We start from the raw sequence: 26643 nt of genomic DNA, 5'->3' as shown, positions 1-26643 counted from the left end.
CGTGAATACCCTCTCACCACGTAAATACGTTGTGCCGGCGGGACGACCACAGGGACGCCGCCATCGGGTGGTTTTCTGGTGACCCGGCGAAGCCTTTTAAATATCACTCCGACCGCGAAACCGGCTTATTCGTTCGGGGCGAACTGCGCCCGTGACCATCGTCGGCCTCGACGACACCGACTCCCGGTCCCACGGGATGTGTACGACCTATCTCGCGACCCGCGTCGCCGAGCGGATCGAGGCGACGGGCGCGACGGTACATCGGCGGCTGCTGGTCCGGCTCAATCCCGCCGTGAAACACAAGACTCGCGGCAACGCCGCGCTCGCGCTCCATACCGACCTCGAGCCGGATCGGGCGCTCGAGATCGCTACCGCCGCGATCCGCGAGTGGTCGATCGGCGAGGACCCGCGGACCTCCCCCGGCGTCGTCGTCGCCGACGTCTCGCCGGAGGTCGAGGCGGATGCCCCGGATCCGACCGACGAAGCGAACGCCGTCCCGAATCCGCTCCCTGCAGCGGCCGCCATCCCGAACCCGATCGCCGAGTTCGCCCGCGGCGCGTTGCGGCGACGCTACGACCTGGCGGACGCGATCTCGCTGATCGAGGAGCACGGCCTCCGCCACGCCGGCTTCGCCGCCGAGGGGTGTCCGGTCGAGGGACGGGGGCGGATCGGCGCGCTGGCGGCCGTCGGGGCGGCCGCCGCCTTCGAGGAGTGGACCCACGAACACATCGCCTATCGCGAGTTCGACCGCTGTGGCACCCCGCGGTCGGTCGACCACGACTCGGTGTTCACCGCCGCCGACGCCGGCTATCCGACGGTCTGGGACACCGTCGACCGCGGCACCGACGCGGCCGTCTGCGTCCCGAACGCGCCCGGCCCGATCCTCTACGGGATCCGCGGCGACGACCCCGACGCGTGTCGCGCGGTCGCGGAGCGGATCGACTCGGAACCGGTCGATCGGGCGACGACGTTCCTGACGAACCAGGGAACCGACGCGCATCTCCGAACGGGCGAGATCGGGTCGCTCCGTGCCGGTGCCGGCTACCGCGTGGACTGCGCGGTCGCGACCGTGCCCGAGACGCGACGCGGCGGCCACGTGTTCCTCGAGCTCGCCGCGCCGGAAGCGGGAGCAGAAACGAAAGCGGGAGCGGAAGCGGACGACGACCGCGACCGCCTGCTGGCGGCCGCCTTCGCCCCGACCGAGCGGTTCCGGGACCGCGTTCGCGCCCTCCGACCCGGCGACCGGATCACCGTCTGTGGGGAGGTCGCGGCCGGCCGGGAGGGGGACGCGAACGCGCCCGATCGGACGATCAAGCTCGAGAAGTTCGCGGTTCGAGCGCTCGTCCGGACCGAACGCGTCACGCCGACGTGTCCCGATTGCGGCCGCTCGATGTCCTCGGCGGGCCGCGGGCAGGGCTACCGGTGTCGGGACTGTGGAACCGATGCGCCCGGAAAGGAGACGCGGCGGATCGACCGGGACCTCGAGCCGGGCTGGTACGAGGTGCCGCCGTGTGCCCGTCGCCACGTGGCCAAGCCGTTGGTCCGTGGCGAGTTCGACGCACCGGTCCATCCCGAGCGATGAGTCCGATCCACCCGAAACGGAACGCGTCGGACGGAGCGAATCCGGCGGGGACGATCAGTACGTCGCGAGGTTCGTTCCGACCGAGCAGACGTACTCGCCGGCCGCGACCTGCGGGAGCCGGCGCGACCGCCAGAAGATCCCGTCGCTGTCGGCGGTCACGCGGGCGCGCTGGTCGCCGAAGACCCCGGTCACCTCGAAGAGGACGTCCCCGACCGAGACGCGCTCGCCGAGCTCGCGCTCGAAGTGAACAAGCCCCCCGGACGGCGAGCGGTACTGCTCGAAGCCGCGAGCGCGCGTCTGCTTGACGACGGACACCTCCCGGTCGAGGAAGCCGTAGTAGCCGAGGACGTTGAAGACGCCCTCGACGCCCTTCCGGATCGACTCCTCGTCCCAGCCGACGCAGCCGCCGAGCTCGGGATCGACCGTCGGGATTCCCTTGTTGGGGGCGATCCGGGCGAGCTGTCCGTCCGGGCCCTTCTGGTCGAGGACGTAGCCGCAGCCGAAGACCTTCGCGAGCCGGAGGCAGTCGCCGTGCAGGCGATGTCTGGGGCCACACCGGACGCGGACCTCGTCGATCATTCGGCTCGTCGACCCCTGATGAAGGTCGAGGATCAGGTCGGCGCGCGTCGCCGCGTCGAAGGTGGCGTGGGCGATCCGTTCGGAGGTCGTCCCGTTCGCGCTGCCGGGGTACGCCCGGTTCGTCTTCGTGTCGTCGATCGGGTTCCGGTGTTCGGCGGCCTGGAAGCCGTAGTAGTTGACGATCCCCACGACGAGAACGGCCCCGGACAGGGCCGTGGGGTCGATCCGGGGGACGACGCGGTTGACGACGCCGAGCCCGTTGAGCTCGTCCCCGTCGCTGACGGCCTGCAGGTAGAGCGTCTTCCCGTCGTCGGCACCGTTGATGACCGCCACCGGCAGTCGGACGGGCGAGCCGTCGCGCGCCTCGCCGACCTCGAGCCGCCCCGTCGCCGCCTCACCCGGGGCCGCGCTCGCCGTTCCGAGCGTGAGCATTACCGTAGCCACGACCGGCCCCGCCTAAACCGGTTCGATCCGGGACGGGCTCGATCCGCGACGGGGCTCCGCGGTCGGGAGCGGAAACAGCTGGCGGGGGCCGGCGCCGCTAGTCCGCCTCGATCGCGCAGCCGCCCGAGTAGTCGATGCCCTCCATCGTCTCGATCGCCTCATCCCCACAGACCGGGCAGCCGGGATTTCGCGCGTACTCGACCGTCTCGAAGGTCATCTCCATCGCGTCGTAGAACAGCATTCGTCCCGCCAGCGGCTCGCCCGAGTCGAGCAGGACCTTGACCGCCTCGGTCGCCTGGATGCAGCCGACCGTTCCGGGAAGGACGCCGAGAACGCCCGTGGAGGCGCAGTCGGGGACGGTTCCCGGCTCCGGTGCCTCCGGGAACAGACACCGATAACACGGACCCTCGGGCAGCAGCGTCGTGGCCTGGCCCTCGAACTTGTAGATCGCGCCGTGGGCGACCGGGACCGACTCCAGCCGGGCGGCGTCGTTGACGAGGTATCGGGTTCGGAAGTTGTCCGAGCAGTCGACGATCACGTCGCGACCCGCCACCAGTTCGCGCGCGTTGGCCGCGTCGAGACGGATCTCGTGGGTCTCGACGTCGACGTCGGGGTTGAGCGCCTCGACGTACCGGCGGGCCGACTCGACCTTCGGCTCGCCGACGTCGGCGTCGGCGTGGATGACCTGCCGCTGGAGGTTCGACCGCTCGACCACGTCGTCGTCGACGATCCCGATCGTCCCCACGCCCGCGGCGGCGAGATACTGGATGACCGGCGCGCCGAGTCCGCCCGCGCCGACCACGAGCGCGTCGCCCTCGAGCAGCCGGCTCTGACCCTCGGGGCCGACCTCGTCCAGAATGATGTGTCTGGAGTAGCGGTCCAGCTGTGTCGCGTCCAGCGAGAGGCTCATACCCGACGTTGGCCGGTGACGGGCATAAGGCTACGGGGCCGGACACGGCCCGTCAACGCGACCGAGCGGGATGCCGGCGCGGTGGCTGCCGGACGGGACGAGTCGGTCGAAAAACGGTCGATCGGGCGCCGACGTGTCGGCGCTTACTTGCCGCGACGTCGGTCGCCGCCGATCGACGGTCGCGTGTGCTCGGTACCCTTGCCGCGCGTGCGCTGGCCGCGGCCCTTGGTGCCGGCGGAGGTGAGTCCGCGGAACGCCCGACCCCGGTGCTGGTCCTCGCAGATCCAGTTCAGGTCGTCGTCGTTCTCGATCGCGGGGTGGTTCGGGTCCACCAGGATCACCTCGTGCCACTTCTGGGAGCCGTCCTCGCCGACCCAGTAGGAGTTGAGCACGCGCAGGTTGCGGAACTTCCGCGAGGCGCGCTCCTCGGCGATCCGCTGGATCGACTTCCGGCGGGAGAGCCGGTTGACGCCCTGGCGCTTCGACCGGCGGCCGGCCGTGAAGCGCTGCTTGCGCGAGCCGCCCTTGCGGACGCTCACGCGGGCGACGACGACGCCCTGCTTGGCCTTGTAGCCGAGTTCGCGGGCCTTGTCGAGGCGGGTGGGGCGCTCGATCCGCTCGATCGCGCCCTGTTCGCGCCATTCCTGCTTGCGCTGCCACTGGAGCTCGGCGAGTTTCCCCTCCTTGGGGGACTGCCAGGCGTCCTTGATGTGCGAGTAGAAGCTTCGTGCCATGGGTTGTCCACGGACGCTTGCGATTCAGCCCCGCGACGACGCCGCGGGACCACATTTCGTCCCGTCCCCGGCCGGCGTCGGCCGGGCGGCGGGTGCCCGCTGGAGGTCCGTCCCAGCGAGTTGTCGTTCCTTCCGGACGGATTCGCTTAAAAACGTCGGTCGGCAGTCGGCGGTGTGAGGTTCTCACACGGTGGATCGCCCGATGGGCTCTCGGTTTGTGGTATAAATGGACGGGCGTCCGCGTCGCAGGAATTCGACCGTCTGCGCTGCCGAAATTCGGCCGTCTGCACCCCAGGGACGAAAGCGCCTGCGTCGCAGAGATTAGGCCGTCTGTCGGTCGATGGCGTCGGCGATGATCGTCATCGCCGTGTCGGCCAGTTCCTCGGTGAGTACCAGCGGCGGCACGAGCCGCAACACGTTCCCGTGGGGGCCGGCCTTCCAGACGAGGACGCCGTGTTCGAAACAGTCCGTCTGGATCGCGTCGACCGTCTCGTCGTCCGGCTGGCCGTTCTCGCCGGTGAATTCCACGCCGATGAACAGGCCCTTCCCGCGGATCTCCGCGATCGCGTCGTTCGAGTCGGCGATCTCGGCAAAGCGGCCGCGGATCTCCGCGCCCAGATCGCGGGCGTGGGACAACAGGTTATGGTCCTGAATGTACTCGATCGCGCGGACGCCCGCCCGCATCGCCACCACGTGGCCGCGGTACGTGCCCGCGTGGTCGCCCGACCCCCACGTGTCCAGGTCCTCGTGATACATCAGCCCCGACAGCGGGAAGCCCACCCCGCCCAGCGCCTTCGCGGTCGTCATCGCGTCCGGCGTCACGTCGTACCACTCGCTCGCCCACCACTCGCCCGTCCGGCCGAAGCCGGACTGGATCTCGTCGAACACCAGCGGCACGTCGTTGTCCGTCGCCAGATCCCGCAGCCCTTGTAAAAAGCCCTCCGGCGGCGCGACGATCCCGCCCTCGCCCTGGATCGGCTCGACGATGATCCCCGCCGGATTCGCCAGGCCACCATAGGGGTCCTCGAGGATCGCTTTGACCTCCTCGAGGGAGTGCTCGACCGCCTCCTGGGGCGGCTTCTCCTGGTGCAACGGATTCGGATACGGCGCGTGCACCACGTCCGCCAACAGCGGCGTGTAATGATCCTTGAGCTTTTTATTGCCCGTGACGCTCATCGCCCCCGAGGACGTGCCGTGGTAGGCCCCCCGGAACGAGATCAGCCCGTCACCGCCCGAGTTGTACTTCGCCAGCTTGATCGCGGCTTCGATGGCGTCGGAACCGGTCGGACCGCCGAAGACGAAGCGGTTCTGGTCCTTGAGTCCGGGCGGCGCGATCTCGTTGAGCCGCTCGATCAGATCGAGGCGAGCCTCGGTCGGGAAGTCGATGGTGTGAACGAGCTTGTCGGCCTGCTCGTGGACGGCCTCGAGCACGTAGGGATTCGAATGGCCGACGTTCAACACGCCGATGCCGCCGAATAGATCGATGTAGGTGTTGCCGTCGGGGTCGCGAACGGTGGCGCCCTTCCCCGCCTCGAAGGCGACGGGAATGTCCTCGGGATACGCGACCGCGCTGGAATCGATCTCGCGCTGTTTCTCGAGCAGCTCGCGTGAGCGCGGCCCGGGGACGTCCCCGACTGACGGTGCGTCGTCGAAATGTAACTCCGCTATCGGTGGTCCGGCCATACACGAATATTTGACCACTATCCTATAATTCTTACTCAAATCCGACGTCGAGTGGATGATATGGATACTATCCAATTATATTAAAATATATCCAACCATATCTAACTACTCGGTCTTCCGGGACGAAGACGAGGGAGAGACCCCAAGCGAGTAATTGAGAGGCTTCGAACGAATGACACGAGGTCCAATTGTTGAGAGGAGCATAAAACGAAGTTCCATTTTTACAGTATTAATGCGACATCCGCTAACCACTTCCAGAACGCATAAGTATGTCGACCATATCCACGATAGTGGTTGACAGACATATGGGATCAAACACCAATTCGGGATCGAGCGAACGCGGGACCGACTCCACGACGGGACGCGACGGGAACGACGGCAGTCGCCGGGCCTTCCTCAAAACGACCGGCGCCGGGATCGCGATCGCCTCCGTGGCCGGGTGCCTCGGCAACGGCGGCGGCAATGGAAACGGTGGCGGCAACGGCAATGGCGGCGGTAATGGAAACGGTGGCGGCAACGGCAATGGCGGCGGTAATGGAAACGGCGGCGGCAGCGGCGACGGGCTCAAGATCGGGTTCTACAACCCGTTCTCGGGACCTACCTCCAACATCGGCGAACAGAAGCGGATCGGCGCCGAGATGTCACGGGACATGATCAACGAGGCGGGCGGCGTCCACGGTCAGGACATCGAGCTCGTCTTCGGCGACTCGGAGTCGCAGCCCTCCGCGGGGCGCAACGAGGTCAACCGGCTGATCCAACAGGAGAACGTCGACGTGATCGGCGGCGGCTTCCACAGCGACGTCGCGCTCGCGACCATCGAGGTCACCGCCCAACACGACGTCCCGCAGATCATCGACGAGGCGGTGTCCAGCGCGATCGTCGACAAGATCAACGAACAGGAGCTGTGGAACGTCTTCAAGACGACGCCGCCGTCGGAGGCCTACGCGGTGGGGTGGCGCAAGCTGATCAACCAGTTCCAGGAGGAGGGGACGGGCTATTTCCCCTACGAGGACCAGACGATCGCCCTCATCGGCGAGGACACCTCCTACGGCCTGACGATCATGGACCTGATGGAGCCCGAGCTCGAGGAGATCGGCTGGGAGATCATCTCCACGGACGAGGTCAGCCTCGATGCGACCGACTTCACCTCGCTGCTTTCGCGGATCCAGTCCAACGACCCCGACGTCGTCTGGGCGGTCCAGACGTCCTCCTCGGGCGCCGGCAACCTCACGCGACAGTTCTCCGAGGCCGGCTTCGAGGAGACGCACTTCTTCCACAACTACGGGCTCACGATCGGGGACGCGCTCGAGACCGCCGGCAGCGCCGCCGACGGAGCGTTCACGATGTTGAACGCGGGCCGCGTCGACTCGCTGCTGGAGGAACAGGGCGCCCTGGCGGCGTGGAACGAGCGCACCGACCTGGACATGACCGGCAGCGCGGCGCTGTCCTACCAGAACATCAAGGTGATCTCGGAGTACGTGTCGTCCTTCGAGAGCCTCGAGGCCTTCCGGTCGGCAAGCGTCGAGGAGTGGGAGTCGACGGTCCTCGAACACGACCCGATCCCGGGCGGCACCGGCTACATCAGCTACCAGGATAACCACCAGGCCGCCTGGGGCAGCGTCGACACCCAGCCCGCCCCCGGCTACCAGGTCATCGACCAGGAGCTCAACCTCGTGTGGCCCTCCGAGATCGCCACCGCCGACATCGACACCTCGGTCTACTGATCACGGATGGCAGGACACGACACGGAAGCTGACCGCGGCTCGAGCGGATTCGGAGCCGGCACCCTCGCCGGGTCGGAACCGAGCCGGCCGAACGGGGAGCGATGCGGATAGCGCGCGTCACCTCGGCGGACGAGCGTGACGCGGTCTTCCCCGTCCTGCAACAGCTCCGCGACCACCTCGACCGCGAGGCGTTCGCGGAGCTGTACGAGCCGATGGCGGAGGAGGGCTACCGGCTCTTCGCCGGCTACGTCGACGGGGAGCCGGTGGCTGTCGCCGGCGTCACGATCTCGACGAACCTCTACCTCGGCCGGCACGCGTACGTCTACGACCTCGTCGTCGACGAGGACCACCGGTCCGAGGGCCACGGCGCCGAGATGCTCGAGCACGTTCACGACTGGGCCGCCGAGGAGGACTGTGCGGCCGTCGAGCTCGAGTCCGGCTTGTGGCGGGAGGACGCCCATCGGTTCTACCTCGACCTGGGGTACGAGAAGTACTGCTACTCGTTCAAGTATGACCTCGAGTGACGACGCGGCGGACGCCTCGCGCGCCGACACGACGGACGTCTGTTACACGTCGGCGACGACCCTCGCCGCGGAGATCCGACGCGGGGAGCGCTCGCCGGTCGCGGTCGTCGACGCGTTCCTGGAGCGCATCGACCGGGTGAACCCCGAGATCAACGCGTACGTGACCGTCTGCGAGGAGTTTGCCCGGGAGGCCGCCGCGGCGGCCGAACGCGCCGTCGAGCGCGGCGATGACCTCGGCCCGCTGCACGGCGTGCCGGTCGCGATCAAGGATCTCAATCACGTCGCGGGCGTGCGGACCACGTTCGGCTCGCCAGCCTTCGCCGACCACGTCCCCGAGGAGGACGACGTGGTCGTCTCCCGGCTCCGTGAGGCGGGAGCGATAATCCTCGGAAAGACGAACACGCCCGAGTTCGGCCGAAAGACGATGACGGACAACCCCGTCTTCGGCGCCTCGGGGAACCCGTGGGACCCGAGCCGGACGACCGGCGGGTCCTCGGGCGGCAGCGCGGCGGCGGTCGCCGCCGGGTTGGCCCCGATCGCGCTCGGCTCGGACGCGGCCGGGTCGATCCGGATCCCCTCGAGCGCCTGCGGCGTGGTCGGGCTGCTTCCGGACTTCGGGCGCGTGCCCGCGGGCCCGGTTCGATCCGACGCGTTTCAGGAGATCCTCCCGTACACGTTCTTCGGACCGATCGCCCGCACCGTCTCGGACGCGGCGCTGATGCTCGAGGCGATGGCGGGTCCCGACGCGAGCGACCCGTACGGACTTCCCGAGCCGGAGTGGTCCTACCGCGAGGCGGCCGATCACGGGATCGACCTCTCCGACCTCCGGATCGGCTACTCGCCGACCTTCGGCGATTTCGTCGTCTCGAACGCCGTCTCGAGCGCGGTCGAATCCGCCCTCGATGAGCTTTCGGCGGCCGGCGCGACCGTCGAGGAGATCGATATCCACTTCGAGGGAAGTTGGGAGGAGCGCCACGACGCGATCGAGTGGATCCTCCAGTCCCGATACGTCGGCCTGTACGAGAACCTCAAGCGCGACGCCGACGTCGACCTGCTGGCGACCGACGAGCCGATAACGCCCGAGGTCCGGTCGCGGATCCGGGCCGGGCTCGAGATCGATACGACGACGCTTTCGACGGCGCGCCGCCGACGGACGGCGGTATACGATGCGATCACGACGGCGCTTGCGGACGTCGACGTCCTCGTGACGCCGACGCTCGGGCGAACCGCGTTCGAACTCGACGTCACGGAGCCGACCGTCGACGGCGAGTCCGTACACCGGATGCACGGCTGGACGCTCACCTGGCCGTTGAACCTCAGCGGTCACCCCGCCGCTTCGATCCCGGCCGGGTTCGACGACGACGGGCTCCCGATCGGGATGCAGGTGGTCGGCGACCGGCTGGCTGACCGCGAGGTCGTCACGGCGGCAGCGGCGATCGAGGACGCGAATCCCTGGGCGAATGCGTACCCCCCGACGGCGATCGGAGGTGACCGATGACCACAGTACTCTCAGTCGACGACGTGACGAAACGGTTCGGCGGCATCGTCGCGGTCGACGGGCTCGACCTGGCGATCGAGGCGGGCGAGCTCGTCGGCCTGATCGGGCCCAACGGGGCCGGAAAAACGACCACGCTCAACCTCATCACCGGATTCCTGGACCCGGACGAGGGGACGGTCTCCCTCAACGGGGAGGACGTCACGGGCGCCTCGCCCGACGCGGTCTCGAAGCGCGGGATCGGGCGAACGTTCCAGATATCGAAGCCGTTCGGCCGCCTCTCGGTCTACGAGAACCTGCTCGTGCCGAACGTCTCGTGTGGACCGACCGAACAGGAGGCGCGCATCGAGCGACTGCTCAAGGAGCTTCACCTCGAGGAAGTGCGGGAGAACCGCGCCGACGAGCTCAGCGGTGGCCAGAAGAAGCTGCTCGAGCTCGCCCGCGTGCTGATGCTCGAACCGGACCTCATCCTGCTGGATGAGCCCGCGGCGGGCGTTAATCCGGCGTTGATGGACGACATCATCGAGGACATCCGCCGCATCAACGAGGGGGGAACCGCCATCCTCGTCATCGAACACGACATGTCCGTGATAAGTGAACTGTGTGAACGCGTCGTCGTGATGAACGCCGGTCGCAACATCGCCTCGGGAACCTTCGAGGAGATTCGCGACGATGAGAAGGTCCGTGAGGCCTACCTCGGGGGGACCTGAGATGAGCCTCATCGAACTCGACAGCGTCGACGCCGGGTACGGCGAGAACCAGGTCCTCCACGACCTCTCGGCGACGATCGCTGAGGACCGCGTGAACTGCGTCATCGGCCCGAACGGGTCCGGCAAATCCACGATGATGAAGGCCATCCTCGGGATGGTCGACGTCTGGGACGGCACGATCACGATACGGGGCGAGGACGTGACGAACGACCATCCACGGGAGGTCCTCGAACGCGGCGTCGTGATGCTCCCGCAGGGCGGCAGCGTCTTCCCGGACATGACCGTCAAGGAGAACCTCCGGATGGGCGGCTACCTGATCGACGACGATGACCTGCTCGACCGACAGTACGAGGAGGTCTACGACATGTTCCCCGTCCTCGAGGAGAAGCGCTCCCAGCAGGCCGGGGACCTCTCCGGCGGACAACAGATGATGGTCGCGTTCGGCCGGGCGATGATGCCCGATCCCGACATCCTCCTGTTGGACGAGCCGAGCGCGGGACTGGCGCCCCACCTGGTCGACGACGTCTTCGAGCAGATAGCGGCCCTGAAGGAACGCGGTCGGGACATGCTCATCATCGAACAGAACGTCCGACGGGTGCTCGAGATCGCCGAGTACGTCTACGTCCTCGACCAGGGACGGCTGGAGTACGAGGGCGATACCGAGTCCCTGCGGAACGAGGACGACATAATGGAGATGTACATCGGAGAACGACACGGATGACGGTGGCACCGACACCCACGAACCGCACCGTGTTCCGGCGGAGGACGCCGGGGCGGGAGGTAACCGATGGTTAGCGTCGCCCTGCTCGCGCAGCAGATCGTCAACGGACTGTTGTTCGGCGGCCAGCTCGCGCTGATCGCCGTCGGTCTCACGCTCATCTGGGGCGTCGCGCGCGTGTTGAACTTCGGCCACGGGGCGATGTTCATGGTCGGCGGCTTCGTCGGCTTCTTCACGCTCGGCGCGACGGGAAGTCTCGTTGCGGCGGTGGTCGCCGCCGGGCTCGTGGTGTTCGCGCTCGGCTACGTGACCGAGGTGGTGCTCATCCGACCGCTCCGTGACCGCGAGGAGTTCGGGATCCCGTCGATGGTCGTCACGCTCGGGCTCGCGTTCTTCCTCGAGAACGCGTTCATCGTCTGGATCGGCTCACAACGCCAGTCGTTCCCGCGGTTCACCGACGTGATCTGGAACGTCGCCGGGATCACGCTGAGCGCACAGCGCGTGCTGATCTTCATCATCTCGCTCGTCGCGCTCGGACTGCTCTTCGTCGTCATCTCGCGAACCGAACTCGGACTGGCCATCCGCGCCGTCTCACAGGACCACGACACGGCCCTGTTGATGGGCGTCCGCCCGAACCGCGTGTACGCGATCACCTTCGGTATCAGCGCCGCGCTCGCGGGACTTGCCGGCGTCCTGTTGGCCCCGCTGTTCGCGGTCTATCCCTCCGTGGGATGGTACCCGTTCCTCCTCTCGTTCGTCGTCGTGATGGTCGGCGGACTCGGGAGCGTTCGCGGAACGCTGCTGGCGGCGATGGGACTGGCGGTCGTTCGCAGCATCAGCATCATCTGGGTGTCAAGCCAGATGGCGATGGTCATCCTCTTCACGATCATGATAGTCGTGCTCGTCGCGTATCCCGACGGTATCGGGGGGTATCTCGAATGACTGTGCTCGAGACGCTCCGGTCCGGGATCGCCCGGACCGGCGACCGGCTCGTCGAGGACGCCCGATCGCGAAACGGGGTCGTCTTCGCGGTGCTGGCGTTGCTGGCGCTGCTGGCGCCGCAACTGGTCGGGGGCTACACCCTCGACCTGCTGACGCAGCTCATCATCGCGATCCTCGTGGTCACGAGCTGGATCTTCATCGCCGGCTACTTCGGGATGTTCAGCTTCGCGCACGCCGCGCTCTACGGGATCGGCGCGTACGCGACCGCCCTGCTCGCCGGCCAGGCGGGCGTGCATCCGGTCCTGGCGGTGCTGCTCGGCGGCGTCGTCGCAGGGATCTTCGCGATCCCGATCGCCCTTCCGGTGTTGCGCCTCTCCGGCGCCTACGTCGGGATGGCGACGCTCGCGTTCGCGGAGATCGTCTACCGGTTGACGATCCATTTCCGCGAGCTCACCGGCGGGCCCACCGGATACACGGGATTCCCGTCGCTGTTCGGCGGAAACCGCCTCGCGCTGTATTATTTCGTGTTCGTGCTCGTGGTCGTCCTGCTGGTCGTCCAGTACGGGCTGTTGGTCAACCGGTTCGGCCTCGTCGCGCGGGCGATCCGCGAGGCCCCCGACGCGGCACGGATGCTGGGGAACAACGTCCCGCGATACAAGCTCGTCGGGTTCGTCGTCGGGTCCGCCATCGCCGGCGTCGCCGGCGGACTGCAGATATACACCGTCCTGATCATCTCGCCCCCGATGATCGAGGTCAACCGGATGATCGAGTTCATGGCGATGGGAATCATCGGCGGCCTCCGGACGATCGGCGGCGGGATCTTCGGTGCGGTGATCGTCTTCGGGCTCAACGAGGGGCTCCGTGACCTCGGAGAGCTCCGGCTCGTCATCTGGGGCGCGATGCTGATCGTCGTGACGATCTACTTCCCGAACGGGCTCGCCGACAGCTCGCTCGACCCACGGGACCGGCTCCGCGAGCTGTTCGAGCGGGAGTGATCGGCCGGAGACGAAGCATCCGGTCGGCAGTGGCCGGAGACGAAGCATCCGGTCGGCAGTGGCCGGAGACGAAGCACCCGGTCGGCAGTGGCCGGGATGAAGCACCCGGTCGGCAGTGGCCGGGTGACGACGGATCTCCCGGTCGAACGTAACCGGTTGAGGAAAACTCCGGACCGAAGCGCGAGACGTATCGACGACCGACCACGATGCCGGGACGGCATCACTCGAGCCCACGCCGAATCACTCGAGACCCACACCGACACCGAACACACGCAATGACGACTCAGGACACGCTCACCGACGCGATCGAATCGAACGAATCCGACCTCATCGACCTGGTCGGCGACCTCGTGGAGGCGCCGACCGTCACCGGCGACGAGGCGCCCGCCCAGGAGGTCATCATCGACCGGCTCGAGGCAATGGGCCTCGAGCCCGACGTCTTCGAGCCGTCGGCCGACGACCTGGCCGACCACGAGGCGTACTTCGAGACCTCCTCCTACGAGGAGTACGGCTACGAGGGACGACCGAACGTCGTCGCCCGCCGCGAGGGTGGCGACGGACCCACGCTCACGCTGGGCGGCCACATCGACGTGGTCGACGTGACGGAGGCGGAGTGGGACCGCGAGCCGTGGTCGCTGACGCAGGAGGGTGAGACCCTCTACGGCCGCGGGGTCGCGGACATGAAGGGCGGACTCGCGGCGACCCTGATCGCGATGGAGACGCTCGACGAGCTCGGGGTCGACCTCGGCGGCGACCTCCTCTTCCAGTCGGTCATCGAGGAGGAGGACGGCGGCGTCGGCGGGGCGCTGGCGGTCCTCGAGCGGGGCTACGTTCCCGACGCGGCGGTCATCGCCGAGCCATTCGGCGTGCCGAACGTCGGCGTCGCCAGCGCCGGCGTGATGTACTTCCGCGTGATAGTGCCGGGCAAGAGCGTCCACGCGGCGTGGGGCCACGAGGGCGTCAACGCCATCGGCAACGCCGCCACGGTCTACCGCGCTCTCGAGGAGCTCGATGCCGAGCGGAAGGCGCGGATCGACTACGAGCCGGCCTACCGGGCGAACCCCTCCCTCGAGGGGAACGTCACGAACCTCAACGTCGGGACGATCGAGGCCGGGGACTGGCCCTCGACGCTCCCCTCGCGGGCGGTCCTCCAGGGACGGATCGGCTGGCCGCCGGGCGAGACCCGCGCCGAGGTCCGCGCACAGATCGAGGACGCCGTCGCCGAGGCGGCGGCGAACGACGAGTGGCTCGCCGAGCATCCGCCCGAGGTCGAGTGGTTCGGCTGGCAGGCCGAGCCCCACGAGGTCGACCCGAGCGGCGAGATCGCGACGCTCGCGAAGCGTGTGGGCGAGGACGTCACCGGCCGCTCCGGCTCGTTCGTCGGCGGCAACGCCGGCCTCGACGAGCGGTTCTACCCGCTGTATTACGACGTGGACGCCGTCTCGGTCGGTCCCGAGGGAGCGAACCTCCACGGTGCTGACGAACACACCACGGTCCCCTCGCTGCTCGAGGCCGCGGCGACGATCGCCGCGATCGCCGTCGAGTACTGCGGGATCGAGGAGTAATCCGACGGCGGTCGGTCCGGTCACGGTACGATGGTCGGTCCGGCCGCATCACGGCAACGGCCCGAATCCGCCGCGGCGGCCGGTTCGATCGCGTCGCAACGACCGATTCGATCACGTCGCGGCGGCCGAACCGACGCCACCACATCGACGGAACGAATATCGACTACGACACACGACACCATACCACCGATGACAGCCGACATCACCGTCTACTGGGACGACCGCATGCTCGACCACGAACCGCCGAGGGGCGCCTTCAAGTTCCCCGACACGCCCATCGTCGCGACCCCCGAGGTGCACCCGGACCGCCGGGAGCGCGTCGAGAACGTCCGGGCGATGATCGACCACGCCTTCGACGACGTCGCCGAGACCGTCTCGCCGTCGCGTGCGAGCCGGACCGCGCTCGAACGCGTTCACGACCCCGACTACCTCGACTGGCTCGAGGCGTTCTGTGCCGACGGCGGCGGCCGGATCGAGGACACGACGACCGGGATGAACGAGCACACCTACGACGCCGCCCGGGTGTCGGCCGGCGCCGCCATCGCCGCCGCCGGGCACGCGCTCGATGAACCGAGCCCCGTATCCGGACCCGAGGCCCCCCTCCCGTACGCCCTCTGCCGCCCGAGCGGTCACCACGCCCAACCCGACTGCGCGGACGGGTTCTGTTTCCTCAACAACGCGGCGCTGGCGGCCGAGGCGGCGCTGGCCGACGACGGCCCCGCCGACGTCGCGGCCGACCGGGTCGCGATCGTCGACTGGGACGTCCACCACGGCAACGGGACCCAGGAAGCGTTCGTCGACCGCGAGGACGTGCTGTTCGTGAGCGCACACAACGACCACGGCTCCTGGCATCCCGAGTACCACCCCCAGGAGGGATCGCTCGACGAGGTCGGCACCGGCGACGGCGAGGGATACACCGTCAACGTTCCGCTGCCGCCGGGCACCGGGAACCGCGGCTACGAGGCCGTCTTCGACCGGATCGTCGAACCGGTCGTCGCGGAGTTCGACCCGGACCTGCTGCTCGTCAGCGCCGGACAGGACGCCGGACCCTCGGACATGAACGGACGAAACATCGTGACTCGAGCGGGGTTCCGCGAGATGGGCGCCCGCGTCCGGCGGCTCGCCGACGAGACGGCCGACGGCGCGCTGGCGCTGATCCAGGAGGGCGGCTACCAGCCTTCGCACCTCTCGTTCGCCACGCTGGGCGTCTTCGAGGGCGTTCTCGATCGGACGGTCGAACTGGAAGGGTACGGGACCGGCGATCCCTTCACGTTCCTCGACGAGCCGACCGACCTGGTCGAAGAGTGGATCGACGAGGCGGTCGCCCGCCACCGGGAATACTGGCCGGTCGAATGAACTGAAGTGAGCTGAACCGGCCCACACGTCGTCCGGCGGCGGACGTTACTTCTCGATGATGCTCTCCTCGACCGACTCGCCGAAGTGGCGCGCGACGTCCTCGTAGTAGAGCGCGATCTCGTCGCCCGCCTCGAGGTCGGTGACCGCGGTCCGACCCTCGCTGGTGGCGACCTTGATCGTCTCGGCGTTCTGCAGCAGGGTCTCGACGCGGTCGACGCCGTCGTCGGTCTCGACCTCCGCCTCCACGCGGAACATCGGCCGCTTCTCGATCTTCACGCGGCCGACGATCGCCTCCCGTGTGCGCCCCTCCGTGTCGACGACCTGGACCTCGTCGCCCGACTTCAGCCCGGCGAGGTACTTCGTTCCGCCGTCCGGGGTTCGGACGTAGGCATGGACCGCGCCCGCGTTGACCCGGAACGGCCGCGAGGCGACGTAGGGACTCTCGGCGGTCTCGGCGTGGACGAAGAAGAGCCCGCGCGACATCGAGCCGACGAGCATCCCCTCGTCGTGGTCCATCAGGCTCCCGGTGTCGATGCAGACGCGGTCAGCCATCCCGGCCTGTTCGACCTCGGTGACGGTCGCGTACGAGAGCTCGAGCCGCTCCCGCTCGGCCGCGTCGCGAGCCTCGACGGCGCCGCGGATCGCGTCCGGCGAGTCGGCGTCGACGAGCACGCCGTCGGAGCCGGACTCCAGCGTCTCGAAGGCGGTCTGCGCCTCCGCGGCCGACGTGACGCCCGCGACGAGGTGGGTCTCCTCGCCGACGCGGGCGATCAGGTTCTCCAGCGGGATGATCGTCCAGTCCTCGCCGACCACGATCGTGTACTCGGCGTCCGCGGCGGCCGCCTCGGCGAACGCTTCGTACCGCTCGTCGAGGATCCTGGTGTACACGCCCTGCGCCCGGTCGTCACGGCGGCGGAGCGTCGACAGGTCGGCGGACCCCGAGAGGTCCTCCGGCATCGAGATCGTCCCGTCGCCCTCGCCGTCCTTGCCGACGATGTAGGCGTCGGCGCGGGCCGCGTCCGCGTCGTCCTCGGGCTCGGCCTCGTCGACGACGTCGGCGTCGGCGCGGAACGCCGCCACGTTCACGTCACCGAGCTCCCGTACCCGCGGAACGTCGCTCTCGTCGACGAGCACCCAGTCGACCCCGGCCTCGATTCCGGCGGTGATCCGGCGCTTTCGCTGCTCCCAGTCGCCGACCGCGTCGTCGGCCTTGACCCAGACGGTGCGTGTCATTGCCGAAGGGTCGTGCTCTCGGTGCTTGAAAACTGCGAAAGCGCGGTCGGTTGCGGACGCGTCAGCACGATCGATGGTCGATCGCGGCTGCGGTCAGCGCGAGTCCGCGGTGACGTCGGCCGTCAGCGCGAGTCCGCTGTCGACCACGAGACCGGTCAGCGCGAGTCGGCGACCGACGACCGCGCCTGATAACCGCGGTCGGCGCCCTCGACGAGCTCCCGCGAGAGCGACTCGAGCTGGTCGGCGACCGCCTCGGTCGAGCGGTCCGACTCGACGCCCGCTGCGACGATGTCGACCAGCGCCGACCCGACGATGATCCCGTCCGCGCCGGCCTCGACGATCCGCTCGGCGTGTTCGCCCGACGAGATCCCGAACCCGACCGCCTTCGGGACGTCGTACTCCCGAAGCCGGTCGAGGCTGGCCGCCGTGTGGTCCGAGACGTCGTCCTGTGCGCCGGTCGTTCCGAGCCGGGCCTGGACGTAGACGTATCCGGAGACCCGGCTCATGATCCGGTCGAGTCGGTCGCCCTCGGTGGTCGGGGCGACGATGAACACCAGATCGAGGCCGAACTCGTCGCAGGCGTCCCGCAGGGGATCGGCCTCCTCGGCCGGGAGGTCGGGCACGACGAATCCCTCCAACCCCGCGTCGGCGGCGCGCTCGACGAACGGACGCGGTCCCTCCGCATCGCCCCACTGGTAGATGAGGTTGTAGTAGGTCATACAGACGAGCGGAACGTCGACGTCGAGGTCCTCGACGAACTCGAAGAAGCGGTCCGGGGTCATACCGCCCTCGAGCGCGCGGACGACGGCACCCTGGATGGTCGGCCCCTCAGCGATCGGCTCCGAGAAGGGCAGCCCGAGCTCGATGAGGTCGGCGCCGCCGCGCTCGAGCGCCTCGACGTACTCGAGGGAGGACTCGTAGTCCGGGTCGCCGACCGCGAGGTACGGGACGTACGCCGGGCCGTCCGCGAACGCCCGCGCGATCGCCTCGCTGTTGCCGGTCGCCGTCGCGGCGTCGGTCTCCCGGTCGGCCGTCACGGCCTCCGCCTCGCGGTCCGCCGCGGCGACATCGGTCTCCCGGTCGGCCGTCGGCTCCGTCATCTAGATCCCCCCCGTGAACGCGGACATGTCCGGCGCGCCGTCGATGTCGCGGTCGGCGGTCTCCTCAATCACGGTTTCGAGGTCCTTGTCGCCGCGTCCGGAGACGGTGACGACCACCGTCTCGCCGAGCGCGTCCGCCTCCTGATCGGCCGTCCCGTTCCCGCCCCCGGCGTCTGCGTCGGCGTCGGGGCCCGCAACGTCCTCGAGGTACGCGAGCGCGTGAGCGGACTCGAGCGCCGGAATGATCCCCTCGGTGCGCGAGAGGAGATGGAACGCCTCCAGCGCTTGGTCGTCGTCCACGGCGGCCGGGGTGACGCGTCCCTCATCGACGAGGTGCGCGAGCTCGGGGCCGACGCCGGCGTAATCGAGTCCGGCTGAGACCGAGTGGCTCTCGACGATCTGGCCGTGTGCGTCCTGGAGCAGCTTCGTGCGCGCGCCGTGGAGGACGCCCTCCTCGCCGGCGTACAGCGACGCCGAGTTGGGCGCGACGCCCGCCGCCTCGTCGATCGAGAGATCCGCGCCGCCCGCCTCGACGGCGTGTAACGAGACGCGTTCGTCCTCGAGGAAGGCGGCGAACGAGCCCATCGTGTTCGAGCCGCCGCCGGCGCACGCGACCACGTCGGTCGGAAGTTCGCCGATCGTCTCCAGCGCCTGCCGGCGCGCCTCCTCCGAGACGACCGACTGGAAGTCACGGACCATCGCCGGGAAGGGATGCGGTCCGACGACGCTGCCGATGACGTAGTGGGTGTCCTCGACGGACCCCGCCCAGTCGCGCATCGTCTCGGAGATCGCCTCCTTGAGCGTGCCGCGGCCGGCCGTTACCGGGGTCACCGTCGCCCCGTTGAGCGTCATTCGGAAGACGTTGGGCCGCTGGCGGTTGATGTCGCGTTCGCCCATGTACACCTCACAGGGCATGTCGAGGTGGGCGGCCGCCATCGCCGTGGCGGTCCCGTGCTGGCCGGCGCCGGTCTCCGCGATGACCCGTTCTTTGCCCATATACTTCGCCAGCAGTACCTGCCCGAGCGCGTTGTTGAGCTTGTGCGCGCCGCCGTGGAGCAGGTCCTCCCGCTTCAGATAGACGTCCCGGTCGTACCGATCGGAGAGGCGCTCGGCGTGCTGGAGCGGCGTCGGGCGCCCGCCGAACTCCCGGAGGCAGCGGCGGAACTCGTCCATGAAGCCGTCCTGGTTCTCGAGGACGTACCGCTCGTAGGCGTCGGTCAGCTCCTCGATCGCGGGCATCAGCGCCTCGGGAACGTACTGGCCGCCGTAGCGGCCGAACTTCCCGTCAGTCTCGCCGGGGACCGGGGTCGGGTCGGCCGGATCGGCCGGATTCATCGCGGTCGATCGCTTCGTCTCCTCGTCGTCGGTGGTCGGTGTCATCTCGCTCATAGGGTGGCTGTGGGTTCGATCATCGTGAGGGTTGGCGTTCGAATGGCGTCGTCGCCGCACATCACTCGTCGGCGACGGTGCGGGTTGCGGTGCTGTCGTCGATCGTTCCGCCAGCATCGGCGTCGGTCGTCTCGCAAGCATCGGCGTCGTTTGCGCTGGCGTCGGTGCTGGCGTCGGCGGTCACGAATCGGTGGACGTTCGAACGAACGTCCCCGTCCATTATGGCGCTCCCGATCAACAGCGCGTCCGCGCCGGCCGCGCGCATCCGGCGCGCGTCCGCGGCGGTCGTGACGCCGCTTTCCGCGATCAGGGTGACGTCCTCGGGAGCCTGGGGCGCGACGTCCTCGAAGGTCCCGAGGTCGACCTCGAGCTTCGCCAGATCGCGGTTGTTGACGCCGACGAAACGCGCCCCGGCGGCGATCGCCCGGTCCAGTTCCGCGCGGTCGTGGACCTCGACGAGAACCTGGAAGCCGCGGTCGCGAGCGGCCGCGAGCATCGGCTCGAGGTCGTCGCCGAGGAATCGGGCGATCAGCAGGACGACGTCGCTGGCGACGGCATCCAGCTGCCCCTCGTGCACGAGGAAGTCCTTGCGAAGAACGGGGACGTCGACCGCCTCGCGAACGCGCTCGAGCGTCCCGGTCGACCCGCCGAAGTGCTCGGGTTCGGTCAACACCGAGAGCGCGGCCGCCCCGCCCGCGACCATTTGCGTCGCGAGATCGACCGGGTCGTCCTCGCGTGTTCCATCGGTGGTTGGACTGGTCGGCTTGACTTCCGCGATCACCGGCGTTCCGTCGGGTTCGGCCGCCGCGAACGCCGCCTCGAGATCGCGGGGGTCGACGTCGATGCGTCCGTCGCCGCCCGATCGAGACGCGGACGCCTCCAGGATCGACCGGACCGCCGGCGCGAGATCGTTCATCCCATCGTCCTTCATCCCATCGTCCATTACTGATCACTAATGTACGTATCTGTTCATAAGGCTTGCGCACCCGGCGAGGAGCGGACACGGTCGGCGGTGGCGTTTTTCATTCGGCGAAGCCGGCCGTCGAGCTCGGTTTTATATAAATGAAAGCGAAACCCCTTATAAACGGACGCCGTACGAACGGCTATGAGATCGATCGACCGTCGTGAGAATCGCGACCGAAGCGACGAACGGCGGAGGGTGTCCGACCGGAACGACGGACGGCGACCGCGGTCGAATCGAGGGCGGCCGGACCGGAGGCGGTCGAGATGGTGAGCTTCGGCGGGACGACGGGCGTCTACGCGCGCTCGTACTCGGCCCTCGACCGGGCCGTCGAGGTGGGGTTCGCGAGCGGCCACGTCATCTCCGTCTCGTTCCCGGCCGACGTCCCCGAGGACGCCGAGGAGGATCACGAGCTGCTCGACCGGATCGACGCGTACCTGGCCGGGGAAGAGGAGTCGTTCGCGGACGTCGATCTGGGCCTCACCCTTCCGACCGACCGCCGCGAGGTCCTCGAGGCGGCCCGGAACCTGCCGTACGGCGAATCGGCGTCGCTCAGCCGGCTCACCCGGCTGGCCGGTCGGGACGACAACGACCCGGAGGACCTCGAGTTCGTGCGGGCGGCGCTGAACGAGAATCCGGCGCCGTTGGTGATCCCCGATCACCGCGTCGAGGGCGGCCCGTACGCGACGCCCGGGTCCGTCCGCGGGACGTTTCGTGACGTCGAGGGGCTTCGCTGACCGAACTCGGAACGACGAGGGGCTTCGCTGACCGGGCGGGCGAGTGACGATCGCCACGATCGATGGAACACTTTTAAACGACGGTCCCCGAAGCCGGGGTATGACCGACGCCGAGATCCCCGAGGATCACCCGCGATACGAGTCGTTGCTGACGCGACACCGGATCGAGGCGGGCGTCGACGAGGGGATCACCTCGAGACAGGGCCTGATCGCGCAAGGGCGCGGCGAGGCCTTCGACTACCTGCTCGGCGAGGAGACGATCCCGTCGGCCGGCGACGCCGAACGCGCCGCGGCCGCCCACCTGCTCGCCGCCGACCATCCCGTGCTCTCGGTCAACGGGAACGTCGCCGCCCTCGTGCCCGAGGCGATCGTCGAGCTGGCGGCGACGACCGGGGCCGACATCGAGGTCAACCTGTTCAACCGCACGACCGAGCGGATGGAGCGGATCGCCGCCCATCTCCGCGATCACGGAGCTGAGGAGGTCAAGGGATTGACTGCCGACGGCCGGATCCCGGGGCTGTCCCACGAGCGCGCGACGGTCGACGCCGACGGGATCGGCGCCGCCGACGTCGTGCTCGTCCCCCTGGAGGACGGGGACCGCGCCGAGGCGCTCGGGGAGACCGGGAAGACGGAGATCGTGATCGACTTGAATCCCGGCTCCCGGTCGGCGCGGGCCGCGACGGTGCCGATCATCGACAACGTCCTCCGGGCGGTGCCCAACATCACCCACCACGCCCGCCGGCTGGCCGACGCGCCGCCGGAGGAGCTGGCGTACGTCATCGACTCCTTCGACCGCGAGGAGGCGCTCGCCGCCGCCGAGGCGGCGATCCGACGGGGATCGTTCGCGGACGAGGATGAGGTGAGAACGGACACGGATGAGGCGGACGAAACGGACGCGCGAAAAGCGGACGAAACGGACCCGGACGAAAACGACCGATAGCGCCCCGGACGAAAACGACCGGTCCTCGGCTCGATCGTTACTCGGCTCGATCGTTACTCGGCCTCGACCGGTTCGACCGGCGTCCGATCGTCGGCGAGCTGCTCCCGATCGTGGGGAGCCTCGAAGTCGAGGTCCGGGCCGCGGGCGATGATCCCGGAGGGAGTGACGTCGGGATGGGTCGTGTAGTAGTGTTCCGTGATGTGGTCCAGGTCGACGGTCTCGGCCACGCCGGGCAGCTGATAGAGGTCGCGCAGGTACGGCCAGAGGTGCTCGTACTCGTGGATCGCCCGAACGTTGCACATGAAGTGGGTGTGGTAGACGTGGTCGAATCTGATCAGGGTGGTGAACATACAGAGGTCGGCCTCGGTGAGCTCGTCGCCGGCGAGGAACCGACTATCGGCCAGCACCTCGTCCCAGTGGTCGAGCGCGTCGAAGAGCTCGTCGATGGCCTCGTCGTAGGCCGACTGGGAGGTGGCGAAGCCGGCGCGGTAGACGCCGTTGTTGATCGGCTCGTAGATGGCCGTGATGATCTCGTCGACGCGCTCGATGGCTTCGTCGTCCTCGGGGAGGAGGCGGCGGCCGTTCCCGAGGTCGGTGAAGGCCGTATCGAGCATCCGGAGGATCTCGCGCGACTCGTTGTTGACGATGGTGTCCTCGACGGTGTCGTAGAGGACCGGGACGGTCACCCGGCAGGTCGCGTCGGGGTCCGCGCGGACGTACAGCTCCCGGAGGTAGTCGCTGCCGTGGACGCGGTCGGGGGTACACCCCTCCTTTTCGGGCGTGAACTGCCAGCCGTCCTCGCCACGCCAGGGGTCGACGACCGAGACGTCGATGACGTCCTCGAGCCCGAGGATCGACCGCGCGAGAAGGGCCCGGTGGGCCCACGGACACGCGTAGGAAACGTAGAGGTGATACCGCCCCGGCTCCGGCTCGAAGCGCTCGTCGGGCTCGGCGTCGACGTGGGCGGGGATCTCCGACCCGACCATCCAGTTCCGGAACGTGGTGGTCTGCCGTTCGAAGGCGCCCGACTCGTCGGTCGTCTCGTAGGCGTCGGTCCGCCACTCGCCGTTCACGAGTTGGTTCATACGCGCTCATAGGGACGCGATCCGGATAACGGTTCCTGGAGGTGACGGACGCGTCACCGGGTGAGACGCCGGTTATCGGGAGACGAGTGGTACCACGGAACGAACGTCCCCGGCGGCGCTCCCCGCACGGTGGTCCGATCGTCGGCGACGTCGGTGACGGTCCGCGAGCGCGTGCAGGAGTTGAATGACGCCGGCTCCACCGTCCTTAAGCCGGCGGCGACCCAATCGACGGATATGCCCGCGACCAAGGAGATCACCTGCGACGACCCGGACTGCGAGCTCGACATGTTCGAGAACCACTACACCTACGACGTCCCGGAGGACCACACCGTCGAGGACCTCCGCTGTCCCTACTGCGGCGGCCGGGACCTCTCGCTCATCGAGGTGTGAGATGACGGGGGTGCTCGGCGTCGGCCGCACGGCCCTCCGGAGCGCGCTCGAACGAGTCGGTCGCGGCTGGGGATCGATCCAGGAGCGTCGACCCCTCGATCACGACCTGCTCGAGGGCCCCGACGCCTACATCGTCGTCTTCGACGCGCCCGGCGTTCGCGGTGCGGACGTCGACGTCCGGTTCGTCGACCGGACCGTCGAGGTGCGGTTGGAGCGTGACCGCGAGGAGCGAGACGAACTGGAGTGGGTCTTCCCCGGCCGCGGTCGGGAGCTCGCGGGGTCGGCCACGCTGCCGGCCGACGCCGAGGTGACGCCGACCGGGGCGGACGCGACCCTCACACGGTCGGGAACGCTCGAGGTCAGGATCCCGAAGGACACCGCCGAGGGATCGGTCCGCGTGACCGAGGAGGAGTCGACCGTGGAACCCGACGACGCGGAGTAACCCGTTTCAGGTTCCGACTTCCGAATCGTCCGGCGAGTCGTCCGGCGAATCCCCGCGTGGGTCGTCCGCCCGCGTCGAGTCGTTCGCTCCCGAATCCGAGTCCTCTCCCGCGCCGTCGTTCGCTCCCGAATCCGAGCCGTCGTCCGACTCCGGACCCGACTCGTCTCCCTCGGGCCGGACGACGACCGTCGAGACGCGCATTCCCTCGACGTCGGTCACCTCGAAGTCGTAGCCGGCGAGCGTGACGCGGTCGCCGACCGCGGGTTGGCGGTCGAGCTGCGATAACACGATCCCGCCGATCGTTTCGACCGCGTCGTGGTCGAGGTCGGTCCCGAGTTCCGCGTTGACCGCGGCGATCGTGACCCCGCCGTCGACCGCGATCGAGCCGTCCTCGCGGCGCTCGAGTCCGGGTTCGGACTCGTCGCCGGCGACGTCGAACTCGTCGCGGATGTCGCCGACGACGACCTCCACGATGTCCTCGATGGTGACGATACCCGCGAGGACGCCCCACTCGTCGATCACGGCCGCCATCTGGACGTTGCGGCCCTGCAGGTCCGACAGGAGCGTGGCGACGTCGGTGGTCTCCGGGACGGCGTGGATGTCGCGGGAGATGTCGCCCGCGGTCGGCCCCGCGTCGGTCGCTCCCGTGGTCTCGGTCGCGCGGAGGACGTCCTTGGCGTCCACGAGGCCGACGACCTGGTCGGGGTCGTCGGCGTCCACGACCGGGTATCGGGTGTGTCCGGCGTCCACGATCACCGACCGCAGGGCCGGGATCGTGAGGTCGTCCGTCACGGTCCGGACGTCGGGACGAGGGACCATCACCTCACGAACGGTGACGTCGTCGAGCTCGAAGACGCGGTCGATCATCTCGACCTCCTCGGCGGCGACGTGGCCCTCCGCACCGGCGTGGGACAGCGCCATCCGGAGTTCGCGTTCGGTGAGCGTCTCGTCGGTCTCGGAGGCCGGGGGCACGCCGATCAGACTGGTGAAGGCGTTTGCCGTGCCGTTGAAGACGACGATGCCGGGCAGGAAGACGTAGTAGAAGAACTGCATCGGCGCGGCCACGAGCAGCGCGATCCGCTCGGCCTGCGCGATCGCGATCGTCTTCGGCGCCAGTTCGCCGAAGACCACGTGGAGGAACGTGATCACGCCGAACCCGATCGCGAACGCGACCAGGTGAACGATCTCGGCCGGCAGAAAGCCGCCGAGAACCGGTTCGATGAGCGCCGCCACCGCTGGCTCGCCGATCCACCCCAGCCCCAGCGAGGCGATCGTGATGCCGAGCTGGGTGACCGCGAGGTAGTCGTCGAGGCTCTCCATCGCGTCCTGCAGCAGCGTCGCACCGGTTTTCCCCTGGTCGACCATCGAGTCGACCGCGGTCGCACGGACGCGAACGTACGCGAACTCCGCGGCGACGAAGAAGCCGTTCAATCCCACGAGCACCAGCGCGAGGAGGACGCGGCCGACCGAGAGCGCGACGTCTACCATTGCTCCTCCGTCGGACCTTCGCGTTCGGGATGCTGATCGCGATCATTCCGCGAAACCGTCGGTGACGGCGATACCGATTGCGGCGGCGGTTCGTGGTTCATACCCAACCTATTCCCGGTCGTCACTAAACGCTACTGTCCGCGAACCGGCAGCCCGGCGCGTCGGATGACGCCCTCGACGGTCCGGAGGTCCTCCCGAACGACTTTCGGTCCCCGACGAAAACGGAGCGATATGTCACCACTCGACGCCCTCATCCAGGCCGACGGATCGATCAGCGGACGGGTCCTCGCCGAGTTCGTCGACGGACTGATCGCCGCGATCCCGCGGATCGTCTCGGGGGCTGTCTTCCTGCTGTTCGCATACCTCGTCATCAGGGTCGTCCTGACGATCACCCGGACCGTACTCGGCCGGATCTACCCGGACGAGGAGCGGCTCATCGTGGACCTTTCGGTGGCGGTCGTCGGGCTGTTTCTCTGGTTCGGGGCCGCGCTCGCGCTGTTGACGATCGTCGGGCTGGGGGAGGTGGCGGCCAGCCTCGGGACGGCCGGCGGGTTCATCGGGCTCGGCGTCGCCTTCGCGCTGAAGGAGATGATCGCGGACACGGTCGCCGGCGTCTACCTGTTGAAGGACCCGGATTTTACCCCGGGCGACCGCGTCGAGACGGCCTCGGTGTCGGGGACGGTCACGGAGATCGGCCTCCGAAAGACCCGGATCCGTGACGACGAGGGAGAGCTCGTCGTCCTCGCGAACCGCGACGTCGAGAAGAAGTGGACGAACCGCTCGCGAACCGCGACGTCGACGACCGAAGGTGCGTCGGAATCGACGTCATCGGGCGCCGAGTAGCGCCCGGGGGCATTCGGGGACCGTCCAAACGCGAACCACGCATCCGCGCCGTTTTACCGTCTCGGGCGAGTACC

25 protein-coding genes are annotated in these 26643 nt (G+C 68.6%); 15 read left to right on the top strand and 10 right to left on the bottom strand.

What is annotated here, in order from left to right:
• The first annotated feature begins 151 nt into the window (after positions 1-151).
• Positions 152-1582, top strand: coding sequence for a tRNA(Ile)(2)-agmatinylcytidine synthase (locus tag CPZ00_RS09550; protein WP_096390675.1), 1431 nt, complete (start codon positions 152-154; stop codon positions 1580-1582).
• A gap of 54 nt (positions 1583-1636) precedes the next feature.
• On the opposite strand, the gene CPZ00_RS09545 is transcribed toward CPZ00_RS09550, so the two are convergent.
• The 4 genes from CPZ00_RS09545 to CPZ00_RS09530 form a co-directional block, all read right to left on the bottom strand.
• Complete coding sequence (locus CPZ00_RS09545) at positions 1637-2593, bottom strand: succinylglutamate desuccinylase/aspartoacylase family protein (protein ID WP_096390674.1); 957 nt, start codon at positions 2591-2593, stop codon at positions 1637-1639.
• Positions 2594-2702: 109 nt separating this feature from the next.
• Positions 2703-3515, bottom strand: a complete 813-nt coding sequence (gene ubaA / locus CPZ00_RS09540) for an SAMP-activating enzyme E1 (RefSeq protein ID WP_096390673.1) — start codon at positions 3513-3515, stop codon at positions 2703-2705.
• Between the two features lie 143 nt (positions 3516-3658).
• Positions 3659-4249 (bottom strand): 50S ribosomal protein L15e, encoded by a 591-nt coding sequence (locus CPZ00_RS09535; RefSeq protein ID WP_096390672.1) that lies wholly within the window; start codon positions 4247-4249, stop codon positions 3659-3661.
• A 321-nt stretch (positions 4250-4570) separates the two neighbouring features.
• The gene (locus CPZ00_RS09530; RefSeq protein ID WP_096390671.1) at positions 4571-5932 is read right to left on the bottom strand and encodes an aspartate aminotransferase family protein; all 1362 of its coding nucleotides are present in this window, start codon (positions 5930-5932) and stop codon (positions 4571-4573) included.
• 305 nt (positions 5933-6237) lie between these two features.
• Here CPZ00_RS09530 and CPZ00_RS09525 point away from each other — a divergent pair, with 305 nt between their 5' ends.
• The 9 genes from CPZ00_RS09525 to CPZ00_RS09485 all read left to right on the top strand — a co-directional run bounded on the left by CPZ00_RS09525 (position 6238) and on the right by CPZ00_RS09485 (position 15961).
• Positions 6238-7656, top strand: a complete 1419-nt coding sequence (locus CPZ00_RS09525; protein ID WP_096390670.1) for a substrate-binding domain-containing protein — start codon at positions 6238-6240, stop codon at positions 7654-7656.
• Positions 7657-7757: 101 nt separating this feature from the next.
• A complete protein-coding gene (locus CPZ00_RS09520; RefSeq protein WP_096390669.1) occupies positions 7758-8180 on the top strand; it encodes a GNAT family N-acetyltransferase in 423 nt (140 codons plus the stop codon).
• Positions 8167-9678: an amidase gene (locus CPZ00_RS09515; protein ID WP_096390668.1), complete on the top strand. Its 1512-nt coding sequence runs from the start codon at positions 8167-8169 to the stop codon at positions 9676-9678. Before CPZ00_RS09520 ends, CPZ00_RS09515 begins: the two co-directional genes overlap by 14 nt.
• On the top strand, positions 9675-10385 hold the full coding sequence (locus CPZ00_RS09510; RefSeq protein WP_096390667.1) for an ABC transporter ATP-binding protein: 711 nt from the start codon (positions 9675-9677) through the stop codon (positions 10383-10385). The genes CPZ00_RS09515 and CPZ00_RS09510 overlap by 4 nt, the downstream gene beginning before the upstream one ends.
• A 1-nt stretch (position 10386) precedes the next feature.
• Positions 10387-11106 (top strand): ABC transporter ATP-binding protein, encoded by a 720-nt coding sequence (locus CPZ00_RS09505; RefSeq protein ID WP_157744218.1) that lies wholly within the window; start codon positions 10387-10389, stop codon positions 11104-11106.
• 66 nt (positions 11107-11172) lie between these two features.
• The gene (locus CPZ00_RS09500; RefSeq protein ID WP_096390665.1) at positions 11173-12045 is read left to right on the top strand and encodes a branched-chain amino acid ABC transporter permease; all 873 of its coding nucleotides are present in this window, start codon (positions 11173-11175) and stop codon (positions 12043-12045) included.
• Positions 12042-13040, top strand: coding sequence for a branched-chain amino acid ABC transporter permease (locus tag CPZ00_RS09495; RefSeq protein WP_096390664.1), 999 nt, complete (start codon positions 12042-12044; stop codon positions 13038-13040). The genes CPZ00_RS09500 and CPZ00_RS09495 overlap by 4 nt, the downstream gene beginning before the upstream one ends.
• A gap of 275 nt (positions 13041-13315) precedes the next feature.
• Positions 13316-14605, top strand: a complete 1290-nt coding sequence (locus CPZ00_RS09490) for an ArgE/DapE family deacylase (RefSeq protein WP_096390663.1) — start codon at positions 13316-13318, stop codon at positions 14603-14605.
• 189 nt (positions 14606-14794) lie between these two features.
• Entirely contained in the window at positions 14795-15961 is a 1167-nt protein-coding gene (locus CPZ00_RS09485; RefSeq protein ID WP_096390662.1) for an arginase family protein, read from the top strand.
• 45 nt (positions 15962-16006) lie between these two features.
• Here CPZ00_RS09485 and CPZ00_RS09480 read toward each other — a convergent pair whose 3' ends face one another.
• The 4 genes from CPZ00_RS09480 to trpC all read right to left on the bottom strand — a co-directional run bounded on the left by CPZ00_RS09480 (position 16007) and on the right by trpC (position 20614).
• On the bottom strand, positions 16007-17194 hold the full coding sequence (locus CPZ00_RS09480; RefSeq protein ID WP_096390661.1) for a 3-dehydroquinate synthase II: 1188 nt from the start codon (positions 17192-17194) through the stop codon (positions 16007-16009).
• A gap of 155 nt (positions 17195-17349) precedes the next feature.
• Positions 17350-18294, bottom strand: coding sequence for a tryptophan synthase subunit alpha (gene trpA, locus CPZ00_RS09475; RefSeq protein ID WP_096390660.1), 945 nt, complete (start codon positions 18292-18294; stop codon positions 17350-17352).
• Positions 18295-19629, bottom strand: a complete 1335-nt coding sequence (gene trpB, locus CPZ00_RS09470) for a tryptophan synthase subunit beta (protein WP_233255173.1) — start codon at positions 19627-19629, stop codon at positions 18295-18297. It abuts the gene before it with no gap.
• A 115-nt stretch (positions 19630-19744) separates the two neighbouring features.
• A complete protein-coding gene (gene trpC / locus CPZ00_RS09465) occupies positions 19745-20614 on the bottom strand; it encodes an indole-3-glycerol phosphate synthase (protein WP_096391665.1) in 870 nt (289 codons plus the stop codon).
• Between the two features lie 299 nt (positions 20615-20913).
• Here trpC and CPZ00_RS09460 point away from each other — a divergent pair, with 299 nt between their 5' ends.
• On the top strand, positions 20914-21381 hold the full coding sequence (locus CPZ00_RS09460) for an MGMT family protein (protein ID WP_096391664.1): 468 nt from the start codon (positions 20914-20916) through the stop codon (positions 21379-21381).
• Between the two features lie 100 nt (positions 21382-21481).
• Positions 21482-22321, top strand: a complete 840-nt coding sequence (locus tag CPZ00_RS09455) for a 4-phosphopantoate--beta-alanine ligase (protein ID WP_096390658.1) — start codon at positions 21482-21484, stop codon at positions 22319-22321.
• Positions 22322-22374: 53 nt separating this feature from the next.
• Here the strand turns inward: CPZ00_RS09455 and CPZ00_RS09450 are convergent, their stop codons facing one another.
• Positions 22375-23406 carry a glutathione S-transferase family protein gene (locus CPZ00_RS09450; protein WP_096390657.1) on the bottom strand — a complete coding sequence of 344 codons (1032 nt, stop codon included), beginning with the start codon at positions 23404-23406 and terminating at the stop codon, positions 22375-22377.
• Between the two features lie 234 nt (positions 23407-23640).
• Here CPZ00_RS09450 and CPZ00_RS16220 point away from each other — a divergent pair, with 234 nt between their 5' ends.
• Complete coding sequence (locus CPZ00_RS16220; protein WP_449405065.1) at positions 23641-23796, top strand: DUF7559 family protein; 156 nt, start codon at positions 23641-23643, stop codon at positions 23794-23796.
• Between the two features lies 1 nt (position 23797).
• Positions 23798-24238 carry an Hsp20/alpha crystallin family protein gene (locus CPZ00_RS09440; RefSeq protein ID WP_096390655.1) on the top strand — a complete coding sequence of 147 codons (441 nt, stop codon included), beginning with the start codon at positions 23798-23800 and terminating at the stop codon, positions 24236-24238.
• A 6-nt stretch (positions 24239-24244) separates the two neighbouring features.
• Here CPZ00_RS09440 and CPZ00_RS09435 read toward each other — a convergent pair whose 3' ends face one another.
• A complete protein-coding gene (locus CPZ00_RS09435) occupies positions 24245-25726 on the bottom strand; it encodes a hemolysin family protein (protein WP_096390654.1) in 1482 nt (493 codons plus the stop codon).
• A gap of 231 nt (positions 25727-25957) precedes the next feature.
• Between CPZ00_RS09435 and CPZ00_RS09430 the strand changes: the two genes are divergently transcribed.
• On the top strand, positions 25958-26569 hold the full coding sequence (locus CPZ00_RS09430) for a mechanosensitive ion channel family protein (RefSeq protein ID WP_096390653.1): 612 nt from the start codon (positions 25958-25960) through the stop codon (positions 26567-26569).
• The last annotated feature ends 74 nt before the right edge of the window (positions 26570-26643 follow it).

The sequence above is a fragment of the Halopenitus persicus genome (assembly GCF_002355635.1).
GTDB classification, from domain to species: domain Archaea; phylum Halobacteriota; class Halobacteria; order Halobacteriales; family Haloferacaceae; genus Halopenitus; species Halopenitus persicus_A.
The sequence above is the reverse complement of the archived record's forward strand: the minus strand, read 5'-3'. Positions and strand labels throughout refer to the sequence as shown.

What these genes read in the sequence shown, in the direction of transcription:
- CPZ00_RS09545 (WP_096390674.1), bottom strand. Translation starts at nt 2,593, where the DNA reads ATGCTCACGCTCGGAACGGCGAGCGCGGCCCCGGGTGAGGCGGCGACG.
- ubaA (WP_096390673.1), bottom strand. Translation starts at nt 3,515, where the DNA reads ATGAGCCTCTCGCTGGACGCGACACAGCTGGACCGCTACTCCAGACAC.
- CPZ00_RS09535 (WP_096390672.1), bottom strand. Translation starts at nt 4,249, where the DNA reads ATGGCACGAAGCTTCTACTCGCACATCAAGGACGCCTGGCAGTCCCCC.
- CPZ00_RS09530 (WP_096390671.1), bottom strand. Translation starts at nt 5,932, where the DNA reads ATGGCCGGACCACCGATAGCGGAGTTACATTTCGACGACGCACCGTCA.
- CPZ00_RS09525 (WP_096390670.1), top strand. Translation starts at nt 6,238, where the DNA reads ATGGGATCAAACACCAATTCGGGATCGAGCGAACGCGGGACCGACTCC.
- CPZ00_RS09520 (WP_096390669.1), top strand. Translation starts at nt 7,758, where the DNA reads ATGCGGATAGCGCGCGTCACCTCGGCGGACGAGCGTGACGCGGTCTTC.
- CPZ00_RS09515 (WP_096390668.1), top strand. Translation starts at nt 8,167, where the DNA reads ATGACCTCGAGTGACGACGCGGCGGACGCCTCGCGCGCCGACACGACG.
- CPZ00_RS09510 (WP_096390667.1), top strand. Translation starts at nt 9,675, where the DNA reads ATGACCACAGTACTCTCAGTCGACGACGTGACGAAACGGTTCGGCGGC.
- CPZ00_RS09505 (WP_157744218.1), top strand. Translation starts at nt 10,387, where the DNA reads ATGAGCCTCATCGAACTCGACAGCGTCGACGCCGGGTACGGCGAGAAC.
- CPZ00_RS09500 (WP_096390665.1), top strand. Translation starts at nt 11,173, where the DNA reads ATGGTTAGCGTCGCCCTGCTCGCGCAGCAGATCGTCAACGGACTGTTG.
- CPZ00_RS09495 (WP_096390664.1), top strand. Translation starts at nt 12,042, where the DNA reads ATGACTGTGCTCGAGACGCTCCGGTCCGGGATCGCCCGGACCGGCGAC.
- CPZ00_RS09490 (WP_096390663.1), top strand. Translation starts at nt 13,316, where the DNA reads ATGACGACTCAGGACACGCTCACCGACGCGATCGAATCGAACGAATCC.
- CPZ00_RS09485 (WP_096390662.1), top strand. Translation starts at nt 14,795, where the DNA reads ATGACAGCCGACATCACCGTCTACTGGGACGACCGCATGCTCGACCAC.
- CPZ00_RS09480 (WP_096390661.1), bottom strand. Translation starts at nt 17,194, where the DNA reads ATGACACGCACCGTCTGGGTCAAGGCCGACGACGCGGTCGGCGACTGG.
- trpA (WP_096390660.1), bottom strand. Translation starts at nt 18,294, where the DNA reads ATGACGGAGCCGACGGCCGACCGGGAGACCGATGTCGCCGCGGCGGAC.
- trpB (WP_233255173.1), bottom strand. Translation starts at nt 19,629, where the DNA reads ATGAATCCGGCCGATCCGGCCGACCCGACCCCGGTCCCCGGCGAGACT.
- trpC (WP_096391665.1), bottom strand. Translation starts at nt 20,614, where the DNA reads ATGAAGGACGATGGGATGAACGATCTCGCGCCGGCGGTCCGGTCGATC.
- CPZ00_RS09455 (WP_096390658.1), top strand. Translation starts at nt 21,482, where the DNA reads ATGACCGACGCCGAGATCCCCGAGGATCACCCGCGATACGAGTCGTTG.
- CPZ00_RS09450 (WP_096390657.1), bottom strand. Translation starts at nt 23,406, where the DNA reads ATGAACCAACTCGTGAACGGCGAGTGGCGGACCGACGCCTACGAGACG.
- CPZ00_RS16220 (WP_449405065.1), top strand. Translation starts at nt 23,641, where the DNA reads ATGCCCGCGACCAAGGAGATCACCTGCGACGACCCGGACTGCGAGCTC.
- CPZ00_RS09440 (WP_096390655.1), top strand. Translation starts at nt 23,798, where the DNA reads ATGACGGGGGTGCTCGGCGTCGGCCGCACGGCCCTCCGGAGCGCGCTC.
- CPZ00_RS09435 (WP_096390654.1), bottom strand. Translation starts at nt 25,726, where the DNA reads ATGGTAGACGTCGCGCTCTCGGTCGGCCGCGTCCTCCTCGCGCTGGTG.
- CPZ00_RS09430 (WP_096390653.1), top strand. Translation starts at nt 25,958, where the DNA reads ATGTCACCACTCGACGCCCTCATCCAGGCCGACGGATCGATCAGCGGA.